Annotated in this window: 24 protein-coding genes; 12 read left to right on the forward strand and 12 right to left on the reverse strand. The window is 68.6% G+C overall.

Annotated features, from left to right (window positions below):
• The first annotated feature begins 389 nt into the window (after positions 1-389).
• From IE275_RS46605 to IE275_RS44380, 5 genes are all read left to right on the forward strand, one after another.
• Positions 390-1,673 (forward strand): hypothetical protein, encoded by a 1,284-nt coding sequence (locus IE275_RS46605; protein WP_229871331.1) that lies wholly within the window; start codon positions 390-392, stop codon positions 1,671-1,673.
• Positions 1,670-4,348 carry a DEAD/DEAH box helicase gene (locus tag IE275_RS44370; RefSeq protein WP_189718389.1) on the forward strand — a complete coding sequence of 893 codons (2,679 nt, stop codon included), beginning with the start codon at positions 1,670-1,672 and terminating at the stop codon, positions 4,346-4,348. The genes IE275_RS46605 and IE275_RS44370 overlap by 4 nt, the downstream gene beginning before the upstream one ends.
• Before the next feature lie 103 nt (positions 4,349-4,451).
• Positions 4,452-5,690 carry an ABC-three component system protein gene (locus IE275_RS44375; RefSeq protein ID WP_229871333.1) on the forward strand — a complete coding sequence of 413 codons (1,239 nt, stop codon included), beginning with the start codon at positions 4,452-4,454 and terminating at the stop codon, positions 5,688-5,690.
• A gap of 2 nt (positions 5,691-5,692) precedes the next feature.
• Positions 5,693-6,181, forward strand: coding sequence for a three component ABC system middle component (locus IE275_RS46610; RefSeq protein ID WP_229871335.1), 489 nt, complete (start codon positions 5,693-5,695; stop codon positions 6,179-6,181).
• A 23-nt stretch (positions 6,182-6,204) separates the two neighbouring features.
• Entirely contained in the window at positions 6,205-8,154 is a 1,950-nt protein-coding gene (locus IE275_RS44380; RefSeq protein WP_229871337.1) for a DUF3732 domain-containing protein, read from the forward strand.
• Between the two features lie 152 nt (positions 8,155-8,306).
• Here the strand turns inward: IE275_RS44380 and IE275_RS44385 are convergent, their stop codons facing one another.
• From IE275_RS44385 to IE275_RS44395, 3 genes are all read right to left on the reverse strand, one after another.
• Positions 8,307-8,627, reverse strand: a complete 321-nt coding sequence (locus IE275_RS44385) for a hypothetical protein (protein ID WP_189718390.1) — start codon at positions 8,625-8,627, stop codon at positions 8,307-8,309.
• A gap of 6 nt (positions 8,628-8,633) precedes the next feature.
• Positions 8,634-8,936, reverse strand: a complete 303-nt coding sequence (locus tag IE275_RS44390; RefSeq protein WP_189718391.1) for a hypothetical protein — start codon at positions 8,934-8,936, stop codon at positions 8,634-8,636.
• Between the two features lie 135 nt (positions 8,937-9,071).
• Positions 9,072-9,800, reverse strand: coding sequence for a hypothetical protein (locus IE275_RS44395; protein WP_189718392.1), 729 nt, complete (start codon positions 9,798-9,800; stop codon positions 9,072-9,074).
• A gap of 483 nt (positions 9,801-10,283) precedes the next feature.
• On the opposite strand from IE275_RS44395, the gene IE275_RS44400 reads away from it, so the two are divergent.
• Positions 10,284-10,739 (forward strand): hypothetical protein, encoded by a 456-nt coding sequence (locus tag IE275_RS44400; RefSeq protein WP_229871340.1) that lies wholly within the window; start codon positions 10,284-10,286, stop codon positions 10,737-10,739.
• 100 nt (positions 10,740-10,839) lie between these two features.
• On the opposite strand, the gene tpg (IE275_RS44405) is transcribed toward IE275_RS44400, so the two are convergent.
• Both tpg (IE275_RS44405) and tap read right to left on the reverse strand, forming a co-directional pair.
• Positions 10,840-11,397 (reverse strand): telomere-protecting terminal protein Tpg, encoded by a 558-nt coding sequence (tpg, locus tag IE275_RS44405; RefSeq protein WP_189718393.1) that lies wholly within the window; start codon positions 11,395-11,397, stop codon positions 10,840-10,842.
• 10 nt (positions 11,398-11,407) lie between these two features.
• The gene (gene tap / locus IE275_RS44410) at positions 11,408-13,633 is read right to left on the reverse strand and encodes a telomere-associated protein Tap (protein WP_189718394.1); all 2,226 of its coding nucleotides are present in this window, start codon (positions 13,631-13,633) and stop codon (positions 11,408-11,410) included.
• A 277-nt stretch (positions 13,634-13,910) separates the two neighbouring features.
• On the opposite strand from tap, the gene IE275_RS44415 reads away from it, so the two are divergent.
• Together IE275_RS44415 and tpg (IE275_RS44420) are read left to right on the forward strand one after the other, a co-directional pair.
• Positions 13,911-15,116 carry an ATP-binding protein gene (locus tag IE275_RS44415; protein WP_189718395.1) on the forward strand — a complete coding sequence of 402 codons (1,206 nt, stop codon included), beginning with the start codon at positions 13,911-13,913 and terminating at the stop codon, positions 15,114-15,116.
• Positions 15,117-15,361: 245 nt separating this feature from the next.
• Positions 15,362-15,916, forward strand: coding sequence for a telomere-protecting terminal protein Tpg (gene tpg, locus IE275_RS44420; protein ID WP_189718396.1), 555 nt, complete (start codon positions 15,362-15,364; stop codon positions 15,914-15,916).
• Between the two features lie 20 nt (positions 15,917-15,936).
• Here tpg (IE275_RS44420) and IE275_RS44425 read toward each other — a convergent pair whose 3' ends face one another.
• From IE275_RS44425 to nrdR, 6 genes are all read right to left on the reverse strand, one after another.
• Positions 15,937-17,037 carry a hypothetical protein gene (locus IE275_RS44425; protein WP_229871343.1) on the reverse strand — a complete coding sequence of 367 codons (1,101 nt, stop codon included), beginning with the start codon at positions 17,035-17,037 and terminating at the stop codon, positions 15,937-15,939.
• A gap of 13 nt (positions 17,038-17,050) precedes the next feature.
• Entirely contained in the window at positions 17,051-17,794 is a 744-nt protein-coding gene (locus IE275_RS44430) for an AAA family ATPase (RefSeq protein ID WP_189718397.1), read from the reverse strand.
• The gene (locus IE275_RS44435) at positions 17,791-19,404 is read right to left on the reverse strand and encodes a TnsB C-terminal domain-containing protein (protein ID WP_373299396.1); all 1,614 of its coding nucleotides are present in this window, start codon (positions 19,402-19,404) and stop codon (positions 17,791-17,793) included. Before IE275_RS44435 ends, IE275_RS44430 begins: the two co-directional genes overlap by 4 nt.
• 166 nt (positions 19,405-19,570) lie before the next feature.
• Positions 19,571-20,797, reverse strand: a complete 1,227-nt coding sequence (locus IE275_RS47020; protein WP_268255369.1) for an AAA family ATPase — start codon at positions 20,795-20,797, stop codon at positions 19,571-19,573.
• Positions 20,798-21,375: 578 nt separating this feature from the next.
• The gene (locus IE275_RS44445; protein WP_189718400.1) at positions 21,376-21,531 is read right to left on the reverse strand and encodes a hypothetical protein; all 156 of its coding nucleotides are present in this window, start codon (positions 21,529-21,531) and stop codon (positions 21,376-21,378) included.
• 10 nt (positions 21,532-21,541) lie between these two features.
• Positions 21,542-22,165 carry a transcriptional regulator NrdR gene (gene nrdR, locus IE275_RS44450; RefSeq protein WP_444545891.1) on the reverse strand — a complete coding sequence of 208 codons (624 nt, stop codon included), beginning with the start codon at positions 22,163-22,165 and terminating at the stop codon, positions 21,542-21,544.
• Between the two features lie 285 nt (positions 22,166-22,450).
• Here nrdR and IE275_RS44455 point away from each other — a divergent pair, with 285 nt between their 5' ends.
• The 3 genes from IE275_RS44455 (at position 22,451) to IE275_RS44465 (ending at position 24,806) form a co-directional block, all read left to right on the forward strand.
• Positions 22,451-22,609 carry a hypothetical protein gene (locus tag IE275_RS44455; RefSeq protein ID WP_189718401.1) on the forward strand — a complete coding sequence of 53 codons (159 nt, stop codon included), beginning with the start codon at positions 22,451-22,453 and terminating at the stop codon, positions 22,607-22,609.
• A 469-nt stretch (positions 22,610-23,078) separates the two neighbouring features.
• Positions 23,079-23,909: an RNA polymerase sigma factor gene (locus IE275_RS44460; RefSeq protein ID WP_189718402.1), complete on the forward strand. Its 831-nt coding sequence runs from the start codon at positions 23,079-23,081 to the stop codon at positions 23,907-23,909.
• A gap of 480 nt (positions 23,910-24,389) precedes the next feature.
• Positions 24,390-24,806: a hypothetical protein gene (locus IE275_RS44465; RefSeq protein ID WP_189718403.1), complete on the forward strand. Its 417-nt coding sequence runs from the start codon at positions 24,390-24,392 to the stop codon at positions 24,804-24,806.
• A 149-nt stretch (positions 24,807-24,955) separates the two neighbouring features.
• Here the strand turns inward: IE275_RS44465 and IE275_RS44470 are convergent, their stop codons facing one another.
• A complete protein-coding gene (locus IE275_RS44470; protein WP_189718409.1) occupies positions 24,956-25,348 on the reverse strand; it encodes a hypothetical protein in 393 nt (130 codons plus the stop codon).
• A gap of 362 nt (positions 25,349-25,710) precedes the next feature.
• Between IE275_RS44470 and IE275_RS44475 the strand changes: the two genes are divergently transcribed.
• Positions 25,711-25,914 carry a hypothetical protein gene (locus IE275_RS44475; protein WP_189718404.1) on the forward strand — a complete coding sequence of 68 codons (204 nt, stop codon included), beginning with the start codon at positions 25,711-25,713 and terminating at the stop codon, positions 25,912-25,914.
• Positions 25,915-26,201 lie beyond the last annotated feature (287 nt).

Below are 26,201 nucleotides of genomic sequence, written 5' to 3' on the forward strand. Positions count from 1 at the left end.
TGCGCACGGGTGTTGCGCTCACGCTCCGCGTGAGCGCTGGCGGGTGGCTGCGCCACCCGGACACCCCGCTTGCTGCGCAAGCGGGGTGACGGTCCGTCCGCTGCGCTCCCGGACCGGCGGGACTCTGTCCCGCTACCAGGCTTCCGCTTTGCTCCAGCCTGATCGGCGGGTCCGCTGCGCTCCCCCGCCTGACGATCCTTCCGGCTGCGCCTCCAGAACCGTTGGGCCCGCTAGCGCGGGCCGGGCTGGCTACGAGGAGTGGGGGTCGCTCGTTCGTGTGGGTTCCAGTGTAGCGGCTGCATCAGGTTGATACAGCATGTACCGTTGGCGGAAACACGGGGACTCCCCCCAGCCGCTTGGGGGGAGTCTTGAAGGAGGGTACGAATTTGTTGAGCGTCGAAATGCGCCTCAAGGTGCGGGAGGAAATTCAGCGTGAGGTTACTGGATTTACGGCGAAACAGATCCACGAACGGTTGGTGGCTGCAGGTGGTTTGGAAAGCCGCAAGAGTCACCCGAGGCCGCTCAGTACGGAGGAGCGGCTGGCGGCGGTTCGGCGGAACGAGTTGCGGCGCATCTGGACCTTGATGGGTGGCACGGCGTGGGACGCCTACTCTCCCGAGAGGGATGCGCAGGCGGACCGCTGGCACCAGGCGCTGCGGGACCGTCAGGAAGGTGCGAGCGGTGGGGCAGTGGAGTCTGACTCCGGGCTGATCCGCTATCGGATCGTGGCGCAGCGGACTGACCCGGCACATCCCGGGGCCTCGGTGGTGACGAACTACACCTATGCGCGGTCGGTTGAGGAGGCTGTGGCGAAGGTGCGCCGGGCGAAGGAGAAGCCGGGTGGCTTGTACGGGGATCAGGGCCTGTACCGCGTGGTGGAGGCCGTCGAGGAGAGCCCGCAGAGCGAGGCGCGTCAACTGCGGGGCGCTCGCGGGCTGTTCCTCACTGCGGTCATGGACGCCGCTGTTGCCGCCCTGGACGATCAGCCAGCATCTGCCCGCCCGGAGTTGATCGAGGCCCTTTCTGAGTTCTTCTTCGACACCGTCCTCACTCGCGCGATCGTCTCCCCCGACAGCGGAGAGGACAACGCTCAGTTGCACGCCCGGGACGGAGAGGTCCTGTCTCGCTTGCTCCTGGCGCACCTCGCCGACCACGGCCTGGGCCTGGTGGAGGCGAGCGCCGGCACCGGCGAACTGCACGCCCTGCCCGATCGGCACACGGGTGTCGGTCGGCCTTCCCTTCGTGCCGAGGAGAGCGACGAGCCGGCGGAGCTCATCGAGCGCGCCCTCGCCGTGTGCGAGCAGCACTATGCCGCAGTGACCGGCACCACCTCCGGGCAGTGGGACCAGGAGTCGTCCCAGGAGCTCGTGGAGGTCGCCCTGCGGTCCGTGCACCTGGCGGAGCCGGAGACCTACCCGCAGACGCTGGACGCGTACCTGCACGAGCACCGGGCGCGGCTGGAGCGGCTGTGGCGCCGCTACGGGCCAGGCGGCATGTTCGCGGGTGAGCTCGTGCTGATCGACCTGCCCGGCTGCTTTGCGCTGTGCGAGAGGATCGAGACGACCCCGCTCTGGCTCGAAGGGATCTGGGCGAAGCACGGCCAGGAGGAAACCGCACTGGAAAGGCTTCACGACAGCTGGCTGTATGACACGGGAGAGGAGGACGGGCGATGAGCAGAATTCCGCTCAAGAAACACCAGGTCGACCAGAAGTCGGCCTTTCGTAGGTGGGTCGGATTTCCTGCAAGGTCATCTGTGCCCCCTCAGGGTGCCCGTGGCACGATCGTGTCAGCGACCGGATCCGGAAAAACGATCATGGCCGCCGCGAGTGCACTGGAGTGCTTCCCCGAGGGCCGGATCCTCGTGACCGTGCCGACCCTGGACCTGCTCGTGCAGACCGCCCAGGCGTGGCGGGCCGTGGGGCACCGCTCCCCCATGGTCGCGGTGTGCTCGCTGGAGAACGACCCGGTCCTGAACGAGCTGGGCGTGCGCACCACCACCAACCCCATCCAGCTCGCCCTGTGGGTCGGGCACGGGCCGGTCATCGTGTTCGCCACGTACGCCTCTCTCGTGGACCGCGAGGACTTCGAGGACCCGTCGGGCCAGGGACGGACTCGCGGGCCGCTGGAGGCAGCCCTGACGGGTGGGGAGCGGCTGTACGGCCAGCGCATGGACGGTTTTTCGCTCACCATCGTGGACGAAGCCCACGGTACGGCGGGTGATCTTGGGAGGCCGTGGGCGGCGATCCACGACAACGCCCGGATCCCGTCGGACTTCCGGCTGTACCTGACCGCGACCCCCCGCATCCTGGCCTCGTCCCGGCCCCAGAAGGGCGCGGATGGCCAGGAGCTGGAGATCGCAAGCATGGCCGGCGACCCGGACGGCACGTACGGGTCGTGGCTGGCCGAACTCGGGCTGAGCGAGGCGATCGAGCGGGAGATCCTCGCCCCGTTCGAGATCGACGTCCTAGAGATCCGCGACCCCTCCCCCGTCCGCGGGGAATCGGAGGCGGCCCGGCGCGGCCGGCGCCTGGCGCTCCTGCAGACCGCACTCGTGGAGCACGCCGCCGCGTACAACCTGCGTACGGTCATGACCTTCCACCAGAAGGTGGAGGAGGCCATGGCGTTCGCGGAGAAGATGCCGGAGACGGCAGCCGAGCTGTACGTCAACGACGCCTCGGACGACGACCTGGCGGCCGCGGGCCGGCTCCCGAAGTCGTCGATCGACGCCGAGTTCTACGAGCTGGAGTCCGGCCGCCACGTACCCCCGGAACGCGTGTGGTCGGCGTGGCTGTGTGGCGACCACCTCGTGTCCGAGCGGCGCGAAGTGCTGCGCCAGTTCGCCAACGGCATCGATGCCTCGGGCCAGCGGGTCCACCGCGCGTTCCTGGCGTCCGTCCGCGTGCTCGGGGAAGGCGTGGACATCACCGGCGAGCGGGGCGTGGAGGCGATCTGCTTCGCCGACACCCGCGGCTCCCAGGTCGAGATCGTGCAGAACATCGGCCGCGCGCTCCGGCCCAACCGCGACGGCACCACCAAGGTCGCCCGCATCATCGTGCCCGTCTTCCTCCAGCCCGGCGAGGACCCGACCGACATGGTCGCCTCCGCCAGCTTCCGCCCCCTCGTAGCCGTGCTCCAGGGCCTGCGCAGTCATGATGAACGACTCGTCGAACAGCTCGCCACCCGCGCCCTCACCAGCGGAAAGCGCAAGGTCCACATCCGGCGTGACGAAGACGGGCGGATCATCGGGGCCGGCAGCGAGGTGGGCGAGGAGCAGGAGCACGACGACACCGACGGTGCGGTCGAGTCGGCGCTGCTGCACTTCTCCTCCCCTCGGGACGCGGCGACGATCGCGGCGTTCCTGCGCACCCGGGTCTACCGGCCGGAGTCCCTGGTGTGGCTGGAGGGCTACCAAGCACTGATCCGCTGGCGGGCGGAGAACAAGATCACCGGCCTCTACGCCGTGCCCTACGACGTTGAGGTCGAAGTGGGCGTGACGAAGGCGTTTCCGCTTGGGCGGTGGGTGCACCAGCAGCGTAAGGCGCTGCGCGCCGGTGAACTCGATCCCCACCGCAAGGAACTGCTGGACGCGCCCGAGGCTGGGATGGTCTGGGAGCCGGGCGAGGAAGCCTGGGAGGCCAAGCTCGCCGCGCTGCGCTCCTACCGGCGGGCCACGGGCCACCTCGCCCCACGCCAGGACGCCCTCTGGGGCGAGAGCGAGGCCGAGGGCCTAGTGCCCATCGGGCAGCACATGGCCAACCTCCGGCGCAAGGGCGCGAAGAACGGCCTGGGCAAGGACCCGGAGCGGGCCGCCGCGCGCGCGGCGCAGCTGACGGAGATCGACCCGGACTGGGACTGCCCGTGGCCGCTGGACTGGCAGCGCCACTACCGCGTCCTGGCGGACCTGGTCGACGCCGACGGCCAGCTGCCCGACATCGCACCCGGCGTGCTGATGGACGGCGACGACATCGGCAAGTGGCTCCAGCAGCAGGCCCAGCCGGCCATCTGGGCGCGGCTCCTGCCCGAGCAGCAGGAGCGGCTGACCGCGCTGGGCGTCACGCCCGCTGAGGCGCCGTCTGCCGCCCCGGCCGCCAAGGGTGCGACGAAGGGCCCGGGCAAGGCGCAGCAGGCGTTCCAGCGGGGTCTGACGGCGCTCGCGCAGTGGGTGGAGCGGGAAGGCGCCCACCGGCCCGTACCACGCGGCCACAGCGAACAGATCACGGTCGACAGCGAGACGGGACCAGTGGTCGTCAAGCTGGGCGTGTGGGTCTCGAACACCAAGCAGCGCCGCAACAAACTGACCTCGGAACAGCGCACGGCACTACAGGAACTGGGCGCCGAATGGGCATAGAGGTGGAACGCAAGAATTAAGGACCGGTCAGCATTCGCACCCATGTGCGATCTTATGAGTATGTATTGATCCAGTTAGGTACTGTCTCTAGAGTGACGGCATCGTGACAGAGAAGATGCCCCACTCAGCGGCTGGCCAGATGCTGGGCTACCTCTACCAGTGCGAGTGGGCGTTGGTGGAGCTGGCGCAGCGGTGGTTCAAAGACGCAGAAGCCGCGCTGCGCATGGAGATGCTGGACGACATTGACCTGCTGCACGGGTCAGTGCCTGTCGAGCTTGTGCAGTCGAAGCATCATGGCGGCCAGGGAGAGATCGGCTCGACCAGTGCTGATCTGTGGCGTTCAGTCAATTCCTGGTGCGATGCCTTGGAGATCCTCGGAGATGCGCCTTTGCCGCTGCTCCGTCTGGTCACCACTCAGCGGGTCGCTGCCGGAAGTCTTCTGGAGAAACTGCGGGCCGATCCGCAGACGCGTGATGTAGCCGCAGCTCTGGCAGCTCTTGAGGAGCTCGCTGGTGATGCCGAGGGTCCAAAGACGACCCGCCCTTGGCGGGAGCGCTTCCTCCGGTGCACTCCAGTGGTCCGGGAAGCTCTGGTGGGCCAGATCGTCGTGGATGATCTGGCGCCTCGAGTGTCAGAGGTGGACTCTAAGCTCCGTGAAGTGATCGGCGTATGGAAAACGGATCAGGGCCAGAGCCAGGAGATCCTCGAGGAGCTGAAGGGCTGGTGGTGGGGGGTCTCCAAAGAGATGCTCGATCGCTCCAACCCTAGCCGGAGAGCATCTGTTTCCGCCGAGGAACTGCGCACGAAGATCGACTACGTGATGAGCAAGTACGCGCAGACCTCGTTGCCCATCAGCGACCGGCTGGAACGGCTCACCGAGGAAGAGGTGGCCCGGTACCAGGACCGCGTCTTCGTAGCCCAACTCCAGCTCCTGAAACTAGGGCGCCGGAGCATCCGATTCCATCTCGGCGAGTATCACCACGCATGGACCCATCGATCCCGCTGGGTTCACCGGCACTACGTCGACCAGAGCGAACTCGACCAGTTTGAGGCAGATCTCCGGCGTGAATGGGAGCAGGTGTTCTCCAAACGCGCTGACGCCTTCGATGCCGGCGAGTACGGAGCCGATGCGGTCAAGGCCGGTGTGGACATTCTGGACAAGGCCATGGCTGCTGCAGAGACATTGCGGCTGCGGCCGCAGGTGGAGAAGCGATGGGTCGCCCGCGGCACGCTTCATGCTCTGGCCGATCTGGCTACTCAGGACGACGACCCGGTGGGCTGGCATCCCGATTTCGAGAACCTGCTGTCCCGGTCGTCCGATACTGCTGACGGGGAGGAGTAGCCATGTCGGCTCCCACGCGTCAACTCCCTGAAGCTGCGGCGCTGTTCAATCCCGCCTTCGGCGCGTATGTACTGGCGCACTGCGTAGCGGCCCACATGGCCGCGGGCCCCAGTCTTCCTCTCCCCTTGCCGAGCAGCTTCCTGATCCTTCCCCTGGTACTCCCGCCGGACTCCCGCGCTGCTCTCCCGAGAGACGTCCGCACGCCGCTGGCCAGCTGGCTGGCCGACAATCCGATCCAGCGCGCGTCATACCCACACCGCGCCGCCTCGCTTACTGATTACACCCGTGCGTCCCAGCGGTTCGGCGTCCGACACCGCGTGTTGACGGTGCACTCCAGCGGCCTCGCAGTGACCAGACAGCCCAGGCGTCCCAACGCGAACAGTCATGGAGCGGAGCTCGTCGACTGCACACGTGCTGCGGCCCTCGTCGGCCGCTGGCTTGCAGCGACATCGCCTGCCACCGCATTCGCCCTGCTCGGGGTCCGCCCCTAGCTCTCCAAGGAAGCCACCTCAGCATGCATCTGCTCGCTCTGGCCCTGTATCACCGTGATGGCAGGCAAGCACCACGCACCATCACCTTCAAACCCGGAGCCTTGAACATCCTCACGGGAGAGTCCGAGACCGGAAAGTCGGCAGTCCTCGACATCATCGAGTACTGCCTGGGACGGCAGCACATTTCTCTGCCAGAGGGTGTGATCACCCAGACGGTGGGCTGGTACGCCCTGCTCGTACAGATCGGCTCGACCCGCCTGCTACTGGGACGACCCCGCCCAGCTGGAGCCTCTACCAACAAGGCCATGCTGCTCATCGGCGACCACACGCTCGAGCTGCCGGCAGGCGACCGCATGAGAGCGAATGCCGACACGGACGCACTGCGCGCAGAGCTCAGCGCCCGCCTGGGCATCGACGACTTCCGCTTCGAACCTCCGGCGGGCGCCGAACGCTACGCCTTCAATGTCTCTATCGCCCAGGCCGTTTACATGTGCCTGCAAAAGCAGACCGAGATCGCCAACCAGCAGCTGCTGTTCCATCGCCAGTCCGAGCCCGGTATGGCGCAGATGATGAAGGACACGCTGCCGTACTTCCTCGGTGCGGCCGGACCGGAACAGGCCGCACGCCAACGACAGCTCGCGGAGGCCACCCGGGCCCTGCGGCGCGTCCAGCGACAGATTGATGAGAGCCAGCGCGACAACGAATCCACAAACGCCGCCCTGCACGGCTTGGCCCGCCTCGCACAGGAGGCAGGGATGGTCCAGGCTGTGCCCGATCGCGCATCAGCAGCCGAACTGAACGTCCTGCTGCGCGAGGCGGCGGACACAGTTGCTGATCCATCGGCACCTCCGGTGTTCGGCGAAGACGGGATGCAAGAACGACTGGCTGCTGAGCGGCAGGCTCTGCGGGAACAACTTCACGATCTCAACGAGGCCGGTGCCCTTCTCGACTCGTGGCAGCAGGAGAGTCAGGCGTTCACCGGGGAACTGCACACCCAGCTCGGCCGCCTCACGTCTCTGCAGCTCCTCAGCGCAGAAGACGCAGGAGCGCCCGAGGTGTGTCCTCTGTGCAATCAGGCCCTGGAAGAGCCCGACCCCGACATCGAGCAGCTCAACGACCTCACACGCCGTCTTCAGCACGAGCTGACCGATGCAGAAGCACTACAGCCATCGCGGACCCGTCACCGCCAAGAGCTCAACGAGCAGATCGCAGACGTTCGCCGGCGCCTTCAGGCCAATGCGTCAGCGCTCCAGGCTCTGCAGGCCAGTAACCGCCGTCTCCAGGAGATCAATGACCAGCACGCGCGGCAGGCTCACGTGCAAGGGCGCATTCTCCAGGAACTGCAACGAACTACGTCGCAGTCGGCAGACGAATCTGGATCGCTGCGCCGCCAGGCGGCTCGTATGCAGGAGCGGATCGCAGAACTGCAGGAACTCGTCGATGCCGACGATGTGAGGGCGGAAACGGAAAGCCGCCTCAGCCGTATCGCGCTGGACATGACGGACTGGGCCCGCGAGCTGGATCTCGAGCATGCAGACGAGGCTGAAGAAGTACGCATCAGTCTCTCTCTCCTCAACGTTGTCCTGCGCACTGAAACCAGTCGTATCCCCCTCACCCGCATCGGCAGCGCGAAGAACTGGATCGGGTACCACCTGGTCGCGCACCTGGCCCTGCACACCTACCTGCTCAAGCACCAGCGGCCGGTCCCGCACTTCATCATGTTCGACCAGCCCACCCAGGCCTTCTTCCCCGAAGAGGTCCATGACGTGGGCGCCCTCACCGACGCCGACTGGGAAGCAGTACGCAGCTACTTCACCCTCATGCGAGACGTCGTCAACCGCAACGGCCAGGGACTGCAGATCATCGTGTGCGATCACGTGAACCTACGAGACGATTGGTTCCGCGACGCCGTCATCGAAAACTGGCGCCAAGGCAAAGCCCTGATCCCGACGGACTGGATCACCGAGGCATAGACCTGGCCGTAGCTCCCCATGAGTCTCGCGTATGGGACCTGAGTTCCACGCACGAAGGACCAATGTGAGCCGCTCCTGGGTGGCCGGGTCGCGAAGGTATGCCGGGCGTCAGGGCCGCTGAGGGATGGAGCGTCGCTCGTCCCACTGGTGCCCTACGGGTGGGGGCCGATGACGAGGACGGTGATGACCGAGATGGTCTCGCCCGCCGCGTTCTTCTCGTCCGGCCCGTACATCCAGTAGATGCGCCAGGCGCTGGGGTTGTGGTTCTCCACGTAGGAGTCCCAGACCTTCTCCGAGGCGTACCCGGGGAAGTTGTCGTACTGGTGGGAGTGCAGGCCGGGGTGGCGCGGGTTGGCCTGCAAACGGGCGAGTGCGTTGTTGACCTTCTTGAGCTTGGCCGGGTCGGCCTTCGAGCCGACGGTCAGGCGGTTGAGGGTCTCGTCGGCGTCTTCGGTGAAGCGGAGGCTGTGCACCTGGTTCTAGTCCTCGTAGTCCTCGTCGAGGTAGTGCGAGAAGTCGCCGCGGTCGATGGTCTTGCCGGCCTTGGCCTGCTCGATCCCGGTGCGGATGCGCTCGGCGAGGAGCGGGTCGTTCCACACCTGCATCTCCCGCTCCGGGATGGAGACGACCGGGGTCAGCAACAGCACGCCGTCCGGGTTGCTCTCGACCCGGTACCGGCGGCCCGGACGGGCTCCGGCACGGCCGAGGGAAACTCGTCCGCGGCTGTCGACCTCAGTCTCGGCGACGGTCTCGAACTCCTCGCGCTCGTGAATGGCGGTCATGTGCGTGCTCCCTCGGTTCCGCCGGAAGGCTCTCCACGGCTCGTGCCTCCTGCGAGGCACGCCTTCCGGCGCTTAGCACCAAGGTACCCTCATTCGGGAAAGTGGGTAGTTCCCACTTTCGTGTTTCTCCTCTCCTCAAAGTCCAATGGCTTCGGCACCACCCGAGGCCTCGATGGCGTTCTCCGTGGAGGCCGCCTTCTTCCGCGCGGGGCGTGCGATGAACGGGTCGAGCAGCACGTAGCGATTGACCTCGGCCGTCCCGGTCGGGCTGAGAGGGGCGGTGATGTAGGCCTTGTGGACCTGGAGCACGCCCTCCTTCGCCAGCTCCCGGAAGCCGCGCTCGGCGGTATCAGGCGACCACCCGTACCACTCCTTCATCCGCTCAGTCGGAAGTTCGAAGAAGGCCGGCTCGCAGCTGGCCGTCAGCAGCATGGCCAGGGCCGGGAGGCTGAGCTTGTCGATCAGGCCAGTACGCCAAAGCTCGAATGGGATCTTCAGGTAGGCGTCGCTGTTCTGGTTGCCGGGCCGGGTGTACGGGTCGAGGCTTCCGTCCTCGCGCAGCAGCGTGACCTGGATGTCCCAGGTTCCCTTGGGCCGCTCATAGGTGATCAAGCGGCGTTCCTCGAGGCGCTTGAGGACCTTGGTCACCGCCGTGCGGGCGGAGGCCGGCGTCGCGTTCTCCGTGGTACCGAAGGCCCTGGCCCACACCCCGCCGGGGAGGGTGGTGCTCCACCCCGACTCGGCGGTCTCGGCGCTGGTGACCGCGACGATGAACAGATAGGCGCGCAGGCCGCGCACGTCTCCATTGGTGACGAACTCGGCCAGTCGGCTGGACCGGTCCGCCTCGTCGCGCTTCTTCTGCACGAACGCCCTCCGGATGGGCGCGAAGTCACGCGCGGCCCTCTCGAGGAGGGCTTCCCGCGTCTCGGCAGGAGAGGCGACCGGCTTCTGGGATGTCTGCTGCTTCACACCACAGACCATGCCGGACGGGCGCCCCGCAGGGCAAACAATCCAGCTTCCGTAGTTCAGACGCTGTAGCGGGTGTCTGGAGGATACGTGTGACGATGACATGTGACGATGACAGTGACGAGGTCAATGTCAATGACACTAGTAGGTGGAGTCCAGAAGGCGCAGCGCTGAACCCGTGGGTCCCCGGCGCGGGAACCATCCTCCGAGGCAGAAACTGCCGCCCGCTTCGCCAGAAACCCGCGAAGGACCCTTGCGGGGGCCCAGAAGGACCCTCTCCCGCCCCCGAACGGCGCGGCTTCGGCGGCGGCTTCCTCGCGGCGACGTCGTCGGCGCGGCACGGGCCGCACACAACTTGTCCCCGGCGCGGACGGCGGTCCGGTGCACGGTGATCTCCTCCCAGCGCTGGTCGGTGAACTTCTGCCCGCACCGCTTGCACGCGGGGCGCTGCGCCTCACGCTCAGCGGCACGGCGCTGTTCCTCCTCCGCGTCGGCGCGGGCCTCCTGGTCGCGGAAGAGGCCATCGCCGCCGTGGATGACAAGCCGCTGCTGGTCCTGCTCAACTCCTGCCACTCCGCAGCCCAGAGCGGGAAGCTGGTCGACACCGTGCCGTTCGCCATCGGCATGTCCGACAGCATCGGCGATGTCGACGCCATCACCTACGCCGCTTGGTTCTACGCCGCCGTCGCCGACGGCCAGTCCGTCCAAGCCGCCCACCTGCTCAGCCGGGCGGCCATCGAAATGAACGGCCTGCTCGACCGCGACCTGCCGACCCTGGCCTGTACAGCGGACGTCGACCCGAGCGCTACGAAGCTGGTGACGCCGCCTCCGGAGTAGGACGTGGGCATCTCGTGCATGAGCATCCGATCCCCTGCCGTGGATACGTCTGCGAGCCCGGCCGATCGGTCCGGGCGCGCAGGCTGTTCGGGCGCGGTTGCTACAGGTCGAACTCGAGGTGCTCGATGTCCGTGAAGCGGACCTCCTCCAGCTGGCCGGCGCGGCGGCCGTTGTCCTGGAAGTACGCCTCCTTGAGTGCTTCGGCGGCGATCCGCTGGAGCTGCTGATCGCTGGCGCCCTGATCCTGGGCATCGAAAAGGCGGGCGGCGTAGCGGGGCGGCAACGCGACGGTCAGGTGCCGGATGCGGTCCTCGTCCGTCGTGCCGATCGGCGCGGTGTAGCCGATGCGGGCGCGGGTGTCGATAACGATGCCGCCGGTGGTCGCCGCCTTCTTCCGCGCCTGGGCCCGGATCTGCGGCTGCCACCGCTTCTTCACCTCCCGCTCCAGGCGGGCTGCGAGGTCCGGGCGCGGCTTCTTGATCTGGTCTTTGACGTACCGCTCGACGGTGCGCTGGGAGATGCGCAGCATCTGGGCAACCGCCCTGGTGCTCTTGAACTGCTTGACCAGGTACCGCATCTGCGCGGGCGCGCTCTTGGGCACCGGGCGGGTGAACGCCTTATGCACCGCGGCGTCCAGGCCGTCGCCGAACAGGCTCATCGCGCTCTTCCTACTCCCCGGTGTCCTGGTCGGTGACGGTGCCGTCCTTGATGTACCGGGCGAGGTTGAGGTCCGGGGCGTTGAACTGCTCGCGGACCCCCTCGCCCCACAGCACGCTCTGGGTGCCCTCCCACTTCACCAGGCCCGGGTTCACCCCGAGCTTGAAGCCGCCCGGCAGCGGCTTGCCGTCCCGGTAGGGCAGAAAGTCCAGCGGGGAAGGCCCGTCGGAGGCGTAGACGGCGCAGTCCGAGAGGACCGCGACCGGGTACTGCCCGGTGAAGGCGGCATGCTTGACGATCTTGCGGTGCATGTTGATCCGGGTCCGGGAGATGACGGCGGCGCGGATGTCCGGGCGCCAGGTGGGCCGGGCAAGGGCCCGCCACGGCTGCCCCGGCTTCCAGCCCTCCCCGCGCGGGCGCTCGCGTAGCTTGCCGATACCGCCCTTCACGGTCGCCTTGATCGCGGACACCACGATCGCCAGCTGGGGGTCCCGCTGCCGGTAGCCGTCCATCGCCGCGAGGAAGTCGGCCGGCGGCATGTCGGCGCCCACACCGAGGTCGGCCATCGTGGCGAGGTAGGCGTCGCGCAGCCGGTTGTACCAGGCGTCCAGGTAACGGCCGTTGTCGTGGCGGACGTACGCCTCGACCGGGCGCACCTCGTAGCCGACCTCCACCGCGTACGCCACGGTCGGCGTGGCGTACCAGGCCGGACCGGTCGGGCGCTCACCCTTCGGCGTGAACGGACTGGGCAGCAGCTCGCCGTCCAGCTGCGCCCACTTGTCCTTGGCGAGTTTCACGCGGGACAGGTCGACGTGGCTCAGGTCGACCAACCACGAGCCGGGCAGTTTCGCATCGAAGACGGGGTTCTTGACGTGCGTCGGCGCACCCAGGCCGACCGTGAGGCCGTTCGCGCCTGCGGCAAAGGACATGTTCACGTCGATACCCACCAGGTGGGGGCGAAGGCATTCAGCGTCGGTGAGCGGGCGCGCCCAGTCGTACGCCTCCTCCACCAGGACCTCCGCCGGGGTGCGCTGGTGGAAGCGCGGCAGATCGGCGAGAAGCGGGTGCCCGTCGGGTGCCTCGCACGGCGCGCAGTCCACCGGATCCTTACCCAGCGAGCCTGGGTTGTGCTCGGAGTGCCGCTTACCCGTCGCGTCCGGTTCGGAGGCGCGGGTCGGCGGGTGCAGGGCGGTCATCAGCTCCAGACCGGTCACGGCGGTCGATCCGCGCGGCGTCATCACGCGGGCCGCATACGTGCCCAGCAGCCGGGCCAGGTCCGCTGGCGGCAGTTGCCCGGCGTCGGCCCAGTGTCGGGTGTCGAGCGCGTCCCACGACGGAATGCACAACTGCACGCAGGATCGCTCCGTGCCCTGCGCGGGGCGGTAGATCCTTGCCCACGGCCCGAACCCGCGCTTCGTCAGCTGCCAGTGGGCACGCGTCAGCTGCTTGATGACCTTGTGGCCCTCCGGCAGCCGCCCGGCCAGGCGCTCCTGCTGTGTGAGCGTGACGGGCAGGCCGTAGTACTCGCACGCCACCTCGGTCAGCACGATCAACGGGTCGGCATCCTTGCCCGGCCCGGACAACTTCGGCTGGCCGAACCGCCCTTCGCGCAGCGTCCACTCCACCAGGGCCGGGATCGACTTTGCCGGTACGTCCAGGACCAGGCCGCCGACGCAGTACGCCAGCACCTGGCCATCGGCGTCGACGTCGACGACCGCAAGCGGACCGTTCTCGAAACGCGGATCGGTGCCGCCCACCGGGGTGCCTGCGGGGACGGCCTTCTTCGCGGCCGGGCGCCGCGACGTCGGCCTGGTCGGCACCGCCGGGCGCGGTACAGCAGCAGGGGCAGCGGGGCGGAGTGCGGTGTTCGCGGGCTCCGCAGCCGGGCCTGTGGGTGCAGTGCGGGCTTGGGCCGGTTCAACTGCCGATGGAGCAGGAGCGGCCGGAACGGCAGGCGTCTCGGGGATCGCCGTGTCCTCAGGGGGCACCGGAGCGTTGGCGGAGTAGAGCCGGGCGAGTTGCTTGAGCATGCGGGCGTATGCGTCGCGCTCCGGCGGCCGCGGCTCGGTCTTGCCGGCCTCCCAGCCGCTGACCGTCGCGCGCCGCACCTGCAGTGCGGCGGCCACCTCGTCCAGCGTCAGGCCGTGCGCCTGGCGCAGCCGCTTGCGTTCCGCCGGGGGCGGCAGCGGGGAGCGGGACGCGATGAGCGCGTCGACCGCGTCGAACAGCTCGGACATGCAGCACCTCCGGCCCCAACCCTAGCGCGAAGCGCACATTTCGCGTACCAAACGCGTACGGATACCGTAAGCGGCGGTTGGTAGCACGGTTGCTCCCGAAAGGCGCCTGCCCTGCGCCAGTGAATCTTGATGGACGCGAGTTCGTGTCATCGAAGATCAACCGTGCTGGTCAGAAGCCCGGCGAAGTGACAAATGGGGCCGGGATTGGGCTCAGAGATGCACACTTGCAGGTCGGAGTGGATGGCTTACTCCGCAGCTACTGAAAGCAGGGGGCGGGATGCGGCGTGAAGGGCGGGCGGATTTCGCGGAGGCGATGAAGCGGACACTCGCGCAGCGTGCGGCCTACCGTTGCTCCAACCCAGGTTGCGGGGCGCTGACGATCGGTCCGGGACCGGACTTCAGCCACGTCGAGGTGACCGGTACGGCCGCGCACATCTACGCCGCCGCGGCGAATGGGCCTCGTGGCACCGGCGGTCTGACCGAGGAGCAGCGCAGTTCCCCCGCCAATGGAATCTGGCTGTGTGCCGGGTGCGCCCGTCTCGTCGACGCCAACGGCGGCAGTGCGTATCCCGCTTCCCTCCTTCAGGGCTGGCGCGACCTGCACGAGACCCGGATCCGTATGGAACACGGCGGAGTGACCCGCCCTATCGGATGGCTCGCGTCGATCGACATTCGTGAGGACGTGTGGATCGCGGAGCCGACCACGGTGCGCTTCTCTCGCTGCAACGTGTTCATCGGCACCAACGGCTCAGGAAAGACGCACTTCCTGTCCTTGCTGTCCGCCCTGGCCTCCCCCTCTAAGATCATGGAGCGGTCGAGTCGGCCCGGCTCTGCCGTACACGCAGAGATCACCTGGTACGACCCTCACCTCCGGAGGGCCGAGTTCAGGGCTGAAGGACATCAACTACATGTCACCGCAGACGGTTCAGCCGTGCCGTTCGTATCGCAGCCCTATCGGATCGTCCAGACCCAGAACCCGTCGCTGCTGGACTTGCCCAACGACGTGCAGCAACTCGGCGAACTCTTCGGCCTCGATCCGTGGGCGGTCACACGGCTGCTGCTGAGCCTGCCGGACATCGTCGGCGGCGCGGTCCTGGGCGTCCGTATCGTAGACGGGCAGGTGCGAGCCGAGTACACCAGCAGCTGCCACGCCTACGGTATGGACCGGCCCTTCCGCCTGACCGGAGTCCTGGCAATTGAGGTGCTTGTCGCGCTCGCCGAGACGTACGCCCGCACGCAGCCGACGGTCTTGCTCCTCGACACCCCCTTCGCTGCCATGGCCATCCCCGAGGACGCCGAACACGCCGTCCGCCTGCTCAGTTCGCCCGCGCGAGGATTCCAGACCGTTGTCGTCTCAACCGCCTCAGCCATGCGCTACGTCCCGGAACTGCGCCCCGAATGGACCGTGACGCACATGGAATACGACTACTCCGTTAGCAGGCGCACGCGGCTGGTTCAGGACCGCAGTGAGCAGGGCAGCTGACGACCTGGCAGTCACGCTCGGTCACTCATGATTCGATGACACGCGCTCAAGGTTCGCTGTCATGGGACAGCGTCCTCGGGCTTCGATTGCTACAGGCTCTTCAGCCGTCTTTAGCCGAGGGTTTGCGGTGGTGTCCTGGCTTTGCCTGAACTGGCCGGGGGAAGCGGCTTGGTGTGAGAGATCTGGGAGAGCAGACGGCCGCCGTGCACCAGCCATCGCGGTGGAGAACGCTCGGGAGGGCGGGCATGGGTGAGATCGTCAGGGGGCTCGAGCGAGCGCTGCTGACCCGTCCCGTGCCTACGAGTGAGGCTGCTGTGCGTTTCCTGCTCAAGACGCAGAAGGGCTCCACGAAGAACGTGGCTGTCCTCCTGGGGATCTCCCAGCGCACGGTACAGAGGTGGGTCACCACCCGGCCGGGAATGCGCCGCCGTCCCAGTGCTGTGCATGCGGGGTTGATAGGTGAGGCCGTCAGGGCACGGTGGCAGCCCCGGGTGCGGGCCCGCCAGCGGGCCCGAGCCGAGGCCGACGGCTTTGTCCTCCACACCAGGGCGCGGTTCGGATTCGCCGCTCCGGCAGGATCGTCGGACGATCCGCGGGTACGGCTGATCACCCAGTACTTGTCAGGAGAAGTGGCCCGCGAGTTGTTCGCCGCCCGGGACGCCGGCGGGGGCGAGCAGCAGCAGATGGTGATCCTCGCCCGTGCTTTGGGGCATGCCTATTTCCGGGACGGAGGCCAGCGTGCCCACGGTCTCGGTATCGCCTTCACTGATGTGGAGTTCGCCGAGTTCTCCATCGGCTGACCGTGCACCAGGGTTCGGGCTCAGCGCGAGGGCGGGGTCTGGTGCCGTGTCAGCATCGCGTCGTAGTGCTGTGCTTCCTTGCGTTCGCGCCAGTCCCACTGGATACGGCCGGTGTGCTGGTCGGCGGGCGGCTGGGGCGGGCGGAGCCTAGCGCCCTCGGCCACGCGCAGCAGGTTGGTGCGGTCGTGGGGGCCGGCCAGCAGATGCTGGTCCTGGCCGGGCGCGAGCCGGGCGAAGCACACGGCGGCTTTCAGGAAGACGCGCGCCCACGGCGGCACCCGGTGCGAGGCGCAGCCGTCGGTGTAGCGGGCGCGGTCATGCAGGGCCAGGGTGGCTGCGGCGTCGTCGTAATCGCCGGGGTGGGCGGTGGCGAGCTGCTGGAGGGAGGCGCCAGTGAAGAGCGCAGCGGCGACGGCGGCGGCCAGGCGGGGATGGGCGGTCGCGGCGGCCAGGCGTCGGGCGGCTTCCCGGGCTGTCTGCCCAGTGAGAGGTACGGGTGGCGGGCGGTGCCGGAAGACGATCGGCGGCGGTGCGCACGGGGCGGTACAGGGGATGGGGCTGTCGTAGGAGACGAGGCGGTCCAGCGCGGGCAGGGTGAGCCACCGGTCTGTCGGCTGGGCGGGCTCGTCTGCAGGCGGGGGTTCGGAGGCAGGTGTGCCGTAGTAGTGGCGGCGGGCGGCCTGGAAGTCGGCGGTGATGGCGTAGTCGGCCGTCTGCAGGGCCTGGTGCAGGGCGGCGGGCAGGTGAGGGCGGTGGCAGACCAGGGTCAGGTGGATACCGGTGAAGGCACACAGCTGCAGGAGACGCATTGTGCGGCGGGCGGTGAGGCGGTGGGCGCGCAGGACGGTCAGCCGGGTGACGGGCAGGGCGGTGATCCAGGCGGTGGCGGCTTCCCAGGCGGGCTGACGGCCGGCGGGGAAACGCCCCGGGAGCAGGGGCGGTTTGCCCAGGGCGGCGAGAAGGTCGTGGGCGAGGCCGGTTTCACTGGTGGTACCCGGGCCGGGGTGCAGGGTGATCCGGCCGGACGGCGGATGGTGGGCAGCCAGGGCGGTATGCGTGTGGACCGCGTCGTCGCCCGGGTCGAGGACCACGGCGACGGACGGTGGCACAGCGAGCGGCATGGCGACGTGGTGGTCAAGCGAGGCGGCTGAAGGCCCAGCGCAGCAGTTCCTGGTCCACGCGGGGGCGGCCGGTGCGGGCCAGGGCAGTGCGGGTGTGGGCGGTCAGCTGCGCCCAGGCGCGGAAGTTGCCGTGCGCGGCGTGGCTGTCGGCGAAGGTGATGTCATCGGGGTCGGCGTCGGCCCAGACCGGGTGGAACAGGGGGATGGCCTCGAGAACCTCACTGGGGGTGAGGCGGGTGAAGTGCTGCCAGATGAAGATGCGGGAGGACAGCATCGGTTCGCGGCGCAGCACGGTGTGGCAGCCCTCGCCACCGACGAAGATGATCGCGAGCTGGGTTGAGGGTTCGTCCCACAGGTAGCGGAAGTATTCGAACGCCTCCCCGTTGAGCCACTGAGCCTCGTCGACCAGGAAGGTACGGGGGCGTTCGGCCAGGGCCGTCTTCAGCAGGCGGTCGAACTCGCTCGGGTGGCGCGGTGGTTCACCGGCCAGGTCGAGCGCAGTGAACAGCTCATAGCGCACCGCGCGGGCGGTAGGACGGGCACGGAACGTGATCTTGCGGACGTCCTCGCCGGGTTCGAGTCCCCGCAGGCAGGTGTTGACGGCGAGAGTCTTGCCGAAGCCGGCGCCGCCGTGGATGCACATCATGGCGCGGGCAGCGACGGTGTCGGTGATGTTCTCCCGGGCGGTGAGCAGGGCGCGGGTGGTGACCACGGAGGCGTCGGGCAGGTCGACGTACTGGTAGGTGGCCGCGGTCACGAGGCGTCTCCGTCTTCATCGGTGGTGGGATGTGCGGCCCGCCCGTGGCGGCCGTCCGGGGCGGAAGCGCCGTCACGGCCGTACGGGTACCGGGCGGGCGGGCCTGGCGTGGTCAGCGCGGCCAGGGAAGCCGGGGTGCGCCAGTCGGCCGGTGGCGCGGCGTGCGGGATGAGGTCCGGCATCGCGAGCTGCGCGAGGTCGGAGTCGGCAGTCTGGGCGAGTTCGGCCTCGGCCTGTGCGGTGGTCAGCGCGCCGAGCCGCTGAGGTGCCTCGGGCTGGTTCACGGCGGCGTAGCGCTCGCGCTGCGAGGCCTCCAGGTCCTTCTTCAGGCGGCGCGCACGGGCGGCCCGCGCTTTCCGTACAGCGCTGACCTGTTCCTCGGTGGCCTGATCGGCCAGGTCCGCAGGACCCAGGTAGCGTCCAGTGGCCGCGTGGTAGACCTCGATGCGGTGGTCGTGGTGGGGCATGAAACGGACGCGGACCTGGATCCCGGCCTGGCCGGTCATCCACGGACCCACGTAATCGCGTCTCCTGAAACGGATGCCGCGGGTGGTCAGCGTGCGGGTGCCGGCGTCCTCCAGGGTGAACGTCCACAGATCCGCGGCCGGCACGTCCCGCAGCGGGGTGGGATCGTCCTGCCACGCCTGAAGCGGAGTCTTGCCCCGCAACGGCGCCGGGCGGTGCTCGGTGTTCCACCAGAGTGTCCAGGCCAGCAGTCGGGCGGTGAAGTCCTCGAAGCCCAGCAGCACTTCGTCCTTCGGACGGGAGGAGCGTTTGCCGGGGCGCGGCTGGCGGGCGTAGCCGGGCAGCGAGGCCAGGAACATGCCCTCCACCGCACGGTTCAGCCCCTCCACGGTGCCCTTGAGGTGGGGGGTGTAGGCGGGCAGGTCCTCCACCGTCACGTCGAGGAGATCGAACGCGGCCGTCACCGTCCGGGACAGGAAGTCCTTGCCACGGTCCACCCGTACCTTCTCGGGCACGCCGCCGAACGGGCCGTAGGGGTCCTCACGCAGGACCGCGGAGCGCAACGCGGCCAGCACCGACTCCCGCGACGGATCTCCCGGCGTGACGGCCACCCCTGTGATCGCGTTCGTCGCGCAGTCGGTGAACCAGGTGATCCACGGCCGGCGGGCCCTGCCCTCGACGTCGACCAGCACCGGGGCCTGCATGTGGTCGGTCTCCCACACCTGGTTGCGCCAACCGCGCGGCCGGGCCAGGAACACATCGTGCTTGCGCGCCGCCCGCTCCCCACCCGCAAGCCCGGCCCGCTCCCCCGGCGTCAGATCACGTCGGATCGCGCGGTGCAGCGTCGTCAGCGACGGTGCGTCTGCAGGAGGAGACTGCCGGGCCGCGCGGAGGAGTAGCTCGCGATGAACTGCCCGCACGTTCCCCTTCCACAGCGCCAACAGCCCACGGACCTCGGGCGTGACCGTGAACCTTGCATCGACCCGGGAGCGTGCGCCGGGGTTAGCGGCCGCGGTCTCATCGCTCTGAGCGGTGGCCAGCCAGCGCCACACCGTGCGCTCCGACACTCCTAGCGCGTCCGCGGCCACCCGTACATGGACTGCTGTCAGCCTCTTCCTTGCCCGCAGTGCGAGCAGCCGCCGCACGGCCGGACCGCGCAGCGCCGTCCTCGACGCCGCAGGCAGTCCGCCATCTGCGCGGATGGCGTCGCCGTCCTTCATGTCAGCTCCCCTCACGCGGGTGGGACGTCGTGTGCTTGCCGGTGGCCGGGAGCATGCGATCGCCCTCCCGTCTCTTGCAGGAGCGCTCCGTTCACAGTGGCGGCGCGACCCGCTGGAACAGCCGCCCCAGCAAAGCCCGGTCGACGGATGCGTCAGCGGCGGTGAGCAGCGCGTTCTGCAGGTGCGCAGTCAAAGCGGCCCACGTGCGGAACGTGCCGTGCGCGCACGACCGGTCGATCCACGTCAGATCCGCCGCCGGGACGGTGCGCCACAGAGGATGGAAGCCGGTCACCACGGTCGCCACTTCCGCTCCGGTCAAGCGTGGAACCTCCTGCCATGCGCCAATACGCGACGCCAGCTGCGGCAGCCGGGACAGCGCCCGCTCGCTGCCCGCCCCGACGAGCACCAGCGTGATCCGCGTGCCGGGGTGGTCCCATACGCTCTGCAGGTACTCCAGGCACGGCACGGGCAGGCGCTGCGCTTCATCGACCACCAGCACCCGCGCCTCACTCAAGGCCCCCGCGACCGCGGCGTCGGACAGCGCCGACGTGTGCGGGAAACGGCCCGCCAGCCCCAGAGCGTCGAACACCGCCCGCCGCATGCCGGCCACCGACGGGCGCACCGGTACCGGCACCCACGTCACCTTCCAGCCCGGGGGCACTTCGCTGAGCGCCATCCGCACAGCGGCGGTCTTGCCCCGGCCCGGGTCGCCGAACACACACACCGCGCCCTGCGTCGCCATCGCCTGCCCGACCGCCTCGGTCACCGACCGCACCGACGACGTCCGCACCAGCCGGGCGCCCGCCGGCAACGCCACACCTGCCAGCGCACCGTTCTCCCCCACCTGCAAGCTCCCGGTCGCCTCTGGTACGAGACGCGGCAGCCGACGCGCAGCCACTTTCGCCGCGCCTCCCTCACACGGTCCGGCCAGGGCGAGGTCAGCCAGTGCCTGCCGCGTTTGCTGTTCTTCCCGCTCCCGCCGCGCCACCGCGCGGTCCGGCAGGACCCTGCCGGCCTGAAGGTCCCGGCGCACCGCCCGGTGCAACGACGCCAGGGAGGGCGCCTCGCCCCCGGCCGCCTCCAGATGCCGGTGGAGCGCCGCGACGTTCCCGCCCGCCTGAGCCAGTGCCTCCCACATCTGGTCGGACAACTCCAGCCGGGCCCGCGGCCTGCGCTCGACACGGCCCTCCGTCCGCGCCGCATCCAGCCAGCGCCACACCGTGCGCACATTCACCCCGCCGACCTGGGCGCCCGCACGCACATGCGCCGTGGTCAACGCCCCGGCCGCCTCGAGCTCCAGCAGCCGCGCAACCAGCACCGGTCTGGACACCCTCAGCCCCGCCGCGACCTCACCCCACGCGCCCGGCTCCCCCACCCCGCACCCTTCCGCCCGCGCAAAACCCGACACGGACCACCGTGCCGCCGCGCAGCCCTCGGAAGGATCAGAAGTGCCGTTCTCAAGACAGTGGAGCGGAGTGGGGTGTACCGCCCTATGACAGCCACGCCCGCGCCAGGTACCGCCCCGTGTCAGTGACCGCGCCCCCGCTCAACACCCGACCAGCGACAACGCATCGGCCTGACATACCGTCACTGACATCCACCCACTGACACCAAACCGGCACATCGCACACTGGACGGTGAATCTCCTGACCCGCCACTCCTGATTACAGGAGAGACGGGTTCTTGGAGTCGGTCTGGTCGCGGAGCAGGTCCCAGAACGTCGCCCAGAGGATGCCACGCACGCCCTCGGCGCCGCATGGCGCCCACCCGGATCACAGTGGGGACCGGGCGGATGGGCATGCCGCGCGTCTCGCGTGTGAGCACGGGGGTGTGGCGCGCGGCGGGCAGCGTGGGAGCAGCCGGTCCCGCGACAGCCGGCCCGGCTTCCCGTGGTGGTCACAGTTTCAGCAGCAGGGCCAGGGCCATGAAGACGGCCGCGCACACCCCCATCGCCGGGATGAGCGAGGGGTAGACCATCACGGCCAGTCCGGCCACCGCCGTACCGATCAGGGCAATGACGAGGCGGTCGTGCGACTGCGGAGCGTTGGACATGGGTGTCCTCCTACGGATCGGAAAAAGGTGCCCCCTCCGGACAACCGGCATCTGGGACATGAACGGCATCGCCGAGAACAGGAGGACCGGCCGGCTGCCCGGGAGGACTCGGGGACCTGAACAGTCCCTCCGGGCCCGCCGTCGTCTTCCCGGTTCCCCGCGACAGCGCCCGCGGGCGTCCTCGTCCGCGGCAGGGCTCCCCCTTGTCCGCGATGGCGGACTCGAAGTCCTCGAGCGAGTCGAAGGCCCGGTACACGGAGGCGAACCTCAGGTAGGCAACGAGGTCCAGCTCCTGCAACGGGCCGAGTATGGCCAGCCCCACGTCGTGCGTGGTCAGCTCGGCGCTCCCGGTGGCCCGCACCGTCTCCTCGACCCGCTGGCCGAGCTGGGCGAGGGCGTCCTCGGTGACAGGCCGCCCCTGGCACGCCTTGCGCACACCGTTGATGACCTTGGTACGGCTGAACGGCTCGGTGACCCCGGACCGCTTCACCACCATCAGCGAACACGTCTCCACGGTCGTGAAACGACGGGAGCAGTCGGGGCACTGGCGGCGCCGACGGATGGACGTTCCGTCGTCCGTCGTACGGCTGTCGACGACACGGCTGTCGGGGTGCCTGCAGAAGGGGCAGTGCATGAACTCCGAACCCTCCTCACAGCAGACTCAATAAGTGGTCCCCTTTCAAGATCGCCTGCTTCACGGGCCCCAAGTGCCCTTGGGCCCTACATCTGTTCAACGCAACGCCGCAGGTCACCGGGACGACTACGGCGGATTAGGCCTGCCGCTCCGAGGTGCCCCTTATGCTTGGCCCTGGTCTTCTGCTGAGGTCCACTCGCGCTTCACCACGAGGTGCCGGGAGGTCCCTCGTCGTGGAGGTCCGGTCAACCGGCCGGACACCTACGGGACATCGCGGAGGGCCAGATGATGGGTGAGACGCCCGCTTCATCGGACGACGAGACGGAAGAGAAGGAAGCTGCCGAGCGGCGCCGGAAACGGCGTCAGATGCTCTGGCAGCTCTTGCTCGACTGGTCGCCGGTACTGGCGGAACTCACCAAGATCGTGGTGCAGCACCTCTCCTGACGGAGAGCAGCGTGAGCGGGTCGCACGGATCCGGGCAGCAAAAAGCCCGGCCGAGAGTTAGGCGACCGGGCTCCTGCTGTATCGCGCGGAGGGCCTCTGACCTGGGTAGCCGCCCGGGGAAGGGGTCCTCCGGTGTGTAGACGGTGTGTCTACACCCGCATCCCGATCGTACCCGTCTCTAGAGCCTGGCCTATAGACGTGCAGCTACACGAAGGGCACCTGCCAGTCGCAGGTGCCCAGCTTCTCCGGGCCGGCGTCAGCTCTCCTCACTTGTCGGATTGGGGCTCGCACCATTTGGTGCGGGCCCCAATCTTCTCTGCGGCCAAAAAACTTTCGTTCCGGTGTGACGTCTTCAAGTCCGCCCTGCATAAGAGCGATCGAGCGCGTACAACCAGTCGGATCTCACCACTGGTCTCGCGCGGAAGACATCGTCAAGGTCGAGGGACCGCAACACACCGGGGTGATCTGTATGTCCAACACCGATTCCATGATCGCGGAGGCCATGGACGGCTTCCTCGCCGACCCGCGCATGCTGCGGATCCAGAGGGACACCACGCTCGTCGCGGACTTGGCTCTGGGCGGCTTCGAGGGCATCGAGTACGAGGTGTTCGAGGACCGTCTGCTGCGTGACAGCATGCCGATCCTGCGCGGCATGCTCCGCTCCGGCACGTTCATCACGTTCTCCATCATGAAGTTCACGCAGCAGCAGGTCCCCTTCTACGTGAGCAGCGAGAACCGGCGGCTGCTGCACAGCAGCGACGCCGAGCGGGACGACATCCTCGTCGACGTCCTCATGGGCGCCCGGAGGACCTTCCGGCAAAAGGCCCTGGTCGAAGGCGGGTGGAACCCCGCCTTCAAGGGCCCCAAGGGACCCTGCTGCCTGATGACCTACTTCATCGGCCGGTGCATGTGGGAGTTCCGCCGCGTCTACCTGCGCTGGGCCCGGGAGAGGGAGATCATCGCGCGGGAGGAGGCCGCGCTGCTGGACCCGGAGGCGTTCTTCCGGCTGCGACCGGGCCTGCCCCACCACGGGGAGCCGGAGGAGATCCTGTTCGCCGGGAACCTCATGGACCTGCTGAGCACCCAGCCGGCCGAGACCCAGGCCGTGGTCCGCCTGACCTGCGAGGGGTACGCGGACGGCGAGATCGCCGACCGCCTGAAGTCTACGACCGGTGCTGTGCGCACCCGCCGCTACCGCTTCAGGACGGTCCTCTACCAGGCCGCCCGCGAGGGCAAGATCTGGATCCCCGAGCAGCTGCACGCCAACGGCCACCAGAGGCAGCAGCGAGACGCTGCCTGAGCGTTCACTACCTGGTGGTCGGGCCGGGCGTGCTGGTCATGGGATCCGTCCGGGCCGGGATGACCGGCTTCGGAGTCGCCCGGTGGACCGGCTCCCCGGTCCCCGACGACGGCGTTGTCGCCTGCGGGACTTTCGAGCGCGCCAAGCTCCCGACCATCAACACCGCGGGTGCTCGGCCTGCTCGTCACATCCCTTCGACGGCACGCGGTATGCCTCTGTCTCCGCCCTCGACGAGAGCGAAGAGCACCGAAACCTGACGTCACATCCCGCTGCCATTACGACACAACCTCAGCGAGGCCCGGACCTGGTGGTCCGGGCCTCGCCGTGCGCCGTGAATCTTCTCCGCCCGAACTGCTGTCCGCCCCGGCCGTCCCAGCCCTACGGGGTGAAGACACCGCTTCGCGGACCACGCGCCACCAGCACCCGTCCCACCTCACCGTACGACCGCCTGACCATCAACACACGGAAGTGAGACCGACCATGAACCCCCACCAGCCGGCCGAGGACACCAACCCGCCCACCGCCGGCCCCGCGGCGCGCACCCCCGCCGGTGACACCGCGCAGATGTCCGGGACCGTCGCCGTTCCGGCCCAGAGGAACGCCACCACGAACCAGGACGTCCGTCCCGCGCCGTCGGCCCACCCCTGCCCCGCCTCCCGGCCCACCATGCCCGCCCGCGTCAGCCGGTGGCACCGCACCACCCGGCGTGTGCGCGTCCTCGCCGCCCGCTCGCGGGCCATCGCCTGGAAGCTGGTGAAGCTGTCCGGCGAGGAGTTCGTCAAGGGCTTCGCCAACAAGGCCGGCGGCATCGTCGCGCTCATCCTGGCCGTCCTGGCCATCGCATACCTGCTGGGCATCGACCCGGCCGAGGCTGTACGCACTGTCCTCGGCATGTGACCGCCCCCGCTGCCTGGGAGCCCTCATACCACCGGCTCCCAGACAGCGGGGGCCATCCCCGGCCGCAGCCGTGGAGTTCGATGCGAGCCTCCCCTTTCAAGAAGCTGATGTGAGGAACAACCGAGACAGCGCAGACGGCGACGCCGTCCTCACGAGGAAACGACCGTCCACGTCCACCGCGTCATCTTCGGCATCCAGTGCGTCCTCCACGGCAAGGGCGAGGAGATGTTCCGGGAGCTGCTCAAGAAGGTCGAGAAGCTGCTCCAGATGCCCATCGTCTTCGCCAACGGGCCCGGCGGCACGTCGAGGTTCACAGCGAGGGACGAGATCGCCATCTTCCGGAACTTCACGCGGAACGCGGCCGGGTCGGCGGCCGGGAACTCGCCGAACGAGGTGTCGAAGACGACGAAGATCTCCTCACCGGCTGCACCGTGTGTCGACAGCAATACGGCCGGCACGTTCGAGGCGGTGTGCGCGCCTCGCCTCCTTTTCAGAGCGGCTTCGCCGACTCCAGCATGCAGTCCGAGGCGGAGGGTGAGCACGAGCGGTACGTGCACTCCGAGGAGGTCACCAAGGAGTTGATCGGCCTCAGGCCCGACAGCAACTGCGCGACGCGGGCCCGGTCCGCCCTGCCTCCGGCACATCGCCACCGTCTTGAACCTGCGTACATGCAACACCCGGCTGTTCGAGGGCCCGTTCCGGCTGTGAGGCCCGGCGTGGTGGCGCCTGAAGGCACGCAGAGAAACTCGGCCGTGTCAGTGGCGAGGCTTAGAGTCGGGGCTGAAGGCCTCTCGGACGACGAAGGGAGACCCTGCGAAGCCATGCCCTGGAAAGCCGCTTCGCGAAGAGGGTCTCCCCATCGCCTGACGTCGGGCTCCCGATCCGTCGAAGGAGTACAGAAACCGTGACGTCCCTTGACCGTACCCGAACGGGTACGGAGTCCTCCGCAGCCCGGTCCTACCCGTGGCTGCCCGTCCTGACGACGCTGGCGACCCTCGCGACCGTCCTCACCCTCGCCCTGACCGGCAACAGCACGGCTGCTGCGGCCGTCGCCGCAGCAGGAGTCACTGCCGGCGGCTTGCAGATCACCGTGCACATCTGGCGATGACCACCGCCCGGGCGCCTGCCGGGACGCCCGGGCACACCCTGCCGGTACGGAAGATCTCTGCCGCCATCACCTGTTCCTCCCTGCCGTTGCCACAGTAGGACCAGGCACTGACAACGGCCCTTCCAACAGGATCATCGCCGGCTCCTTCGCCCTGTCCATGGCCTCGATCATCACAGGTCAGGCCGTGGACAGGGCAGGACGACATATCCCGCCTGGAGCGACGAGGCCCTGAAGGCGGCCGCCGACTACCAGGACATCTTCGGCAAGGACCGCTACTTCCTGGAGCT

Source organism: Streptomyces phaeofaciens, assembly GCF_014648915.1.
GTDB classification, from domain to species: domain Bacteria; phylum Actinomycetota; class Actinomycetes; order Streptomycetales; family Streptomycetaceae; genus Streptomyces; species Streptomyces phaeofaciens.

Excerpts from the sequence above, each read along its gene's own strand:
- IE275_RS44425 (WP_229871343.1), bottom strand. The coding sequence starts at position 17,037 with ATGCCGCTCGCTGTGCCACCGTCCGTCGCCGTGGTCCTCGACCCGGGC.
- tpg (WP_189718396.1), top strand. The coding sequence starts at position 15,362 with ATGGGTGAGATCGTCAGGGGGCTCGAGCGAGCGCTGCTGACCCGTCCC.
- nrdR (WP_444545891.1), bottom strand. The coding sequence starts at position 22,165 with ATGCACTGCCCCTTCTGCAGGCACCCCGACAGCCGTGTCGTCGACAGC.
- IE275_RS44415 (WP_189718395.1), top strand. The coding sequence starts at position 13,911 with ATGCGGCGTGAAGGGCGGGCGGATTTCGCGGAGGCGATGAAGCGGACA.
- IE275_RS46610 (WP_229871335.1), top strand. The coding sequence starts at position 5,693 with ATGTCGGCTCCCACGCGTCAACTCCCTGAAGCTGCGGCGCTGTTCAAT.
- tap (WP_189718394.1), bottom strand. The coding sequence starts at position 13,633 with ATGTCCGAGCTGTTCGACGCGGTCGACGCGCTCATCGCGTCCCGCTCC.
- IE275_RS44455 (WP_189718401.1), top strand. The coding sequence starts at position 22,451 with ATGATGGGTGAGACGCCCGCTTCATCGGACGACGAGACGGAAGAGAAG.
- IE275_RS44445 (WP_189718400.1), bottom strand. The coding sequence starts at position 21,531 with ATGTCCAACGCTCCGCAGTCGCACGACCGCCTCGTCATTGCCCTGATC.
- IE275_RS44380 (WP_229871337.1), top strand. The coding sequence starts at position 6,205 with ATGCATCTGCTCGCTCTGGCCCTGTATCACCGTGATGGCAGGCAAGCA.
- IE275_RS44460 (WP_189718402.1), top strand. The coding sequence starts at position 23,079 with ATGTCCAACACCGATTCCATGATCGCGGAGGCCATGGACGGCTTCCTC.
- IE275_RS44390 (WP_189718391.1), bottom strand. The coding sequence starts at position 8,936 with ATGACCGCCATTCACGAGCGCGAGGAGTTCGAGACCGTCGCCGAGACT.
- IE275_RS44370 (WP_189718389.1), top strand. The coding sequence starts at position 1,670 with ATGAGCAGAATTCCGCTCAAGAAACACCAGGTCGACCAGAAGTCGGCC.
- IE275_RS44465 (WP_189718403.1), top strand. The coding sequence starts at position 24,390 with ATGAACCCCCACCAGCCGGCCGAGGACACCAACCCGCCCACCGCCGGC.
- tpg (WP_189718393.1), bottom strand. The coding sequence starts at position 11,397 with ATGAGCCTGTTCGGCGACGGCCTGGACGCCGCGGTGCATAAGGCGTTC.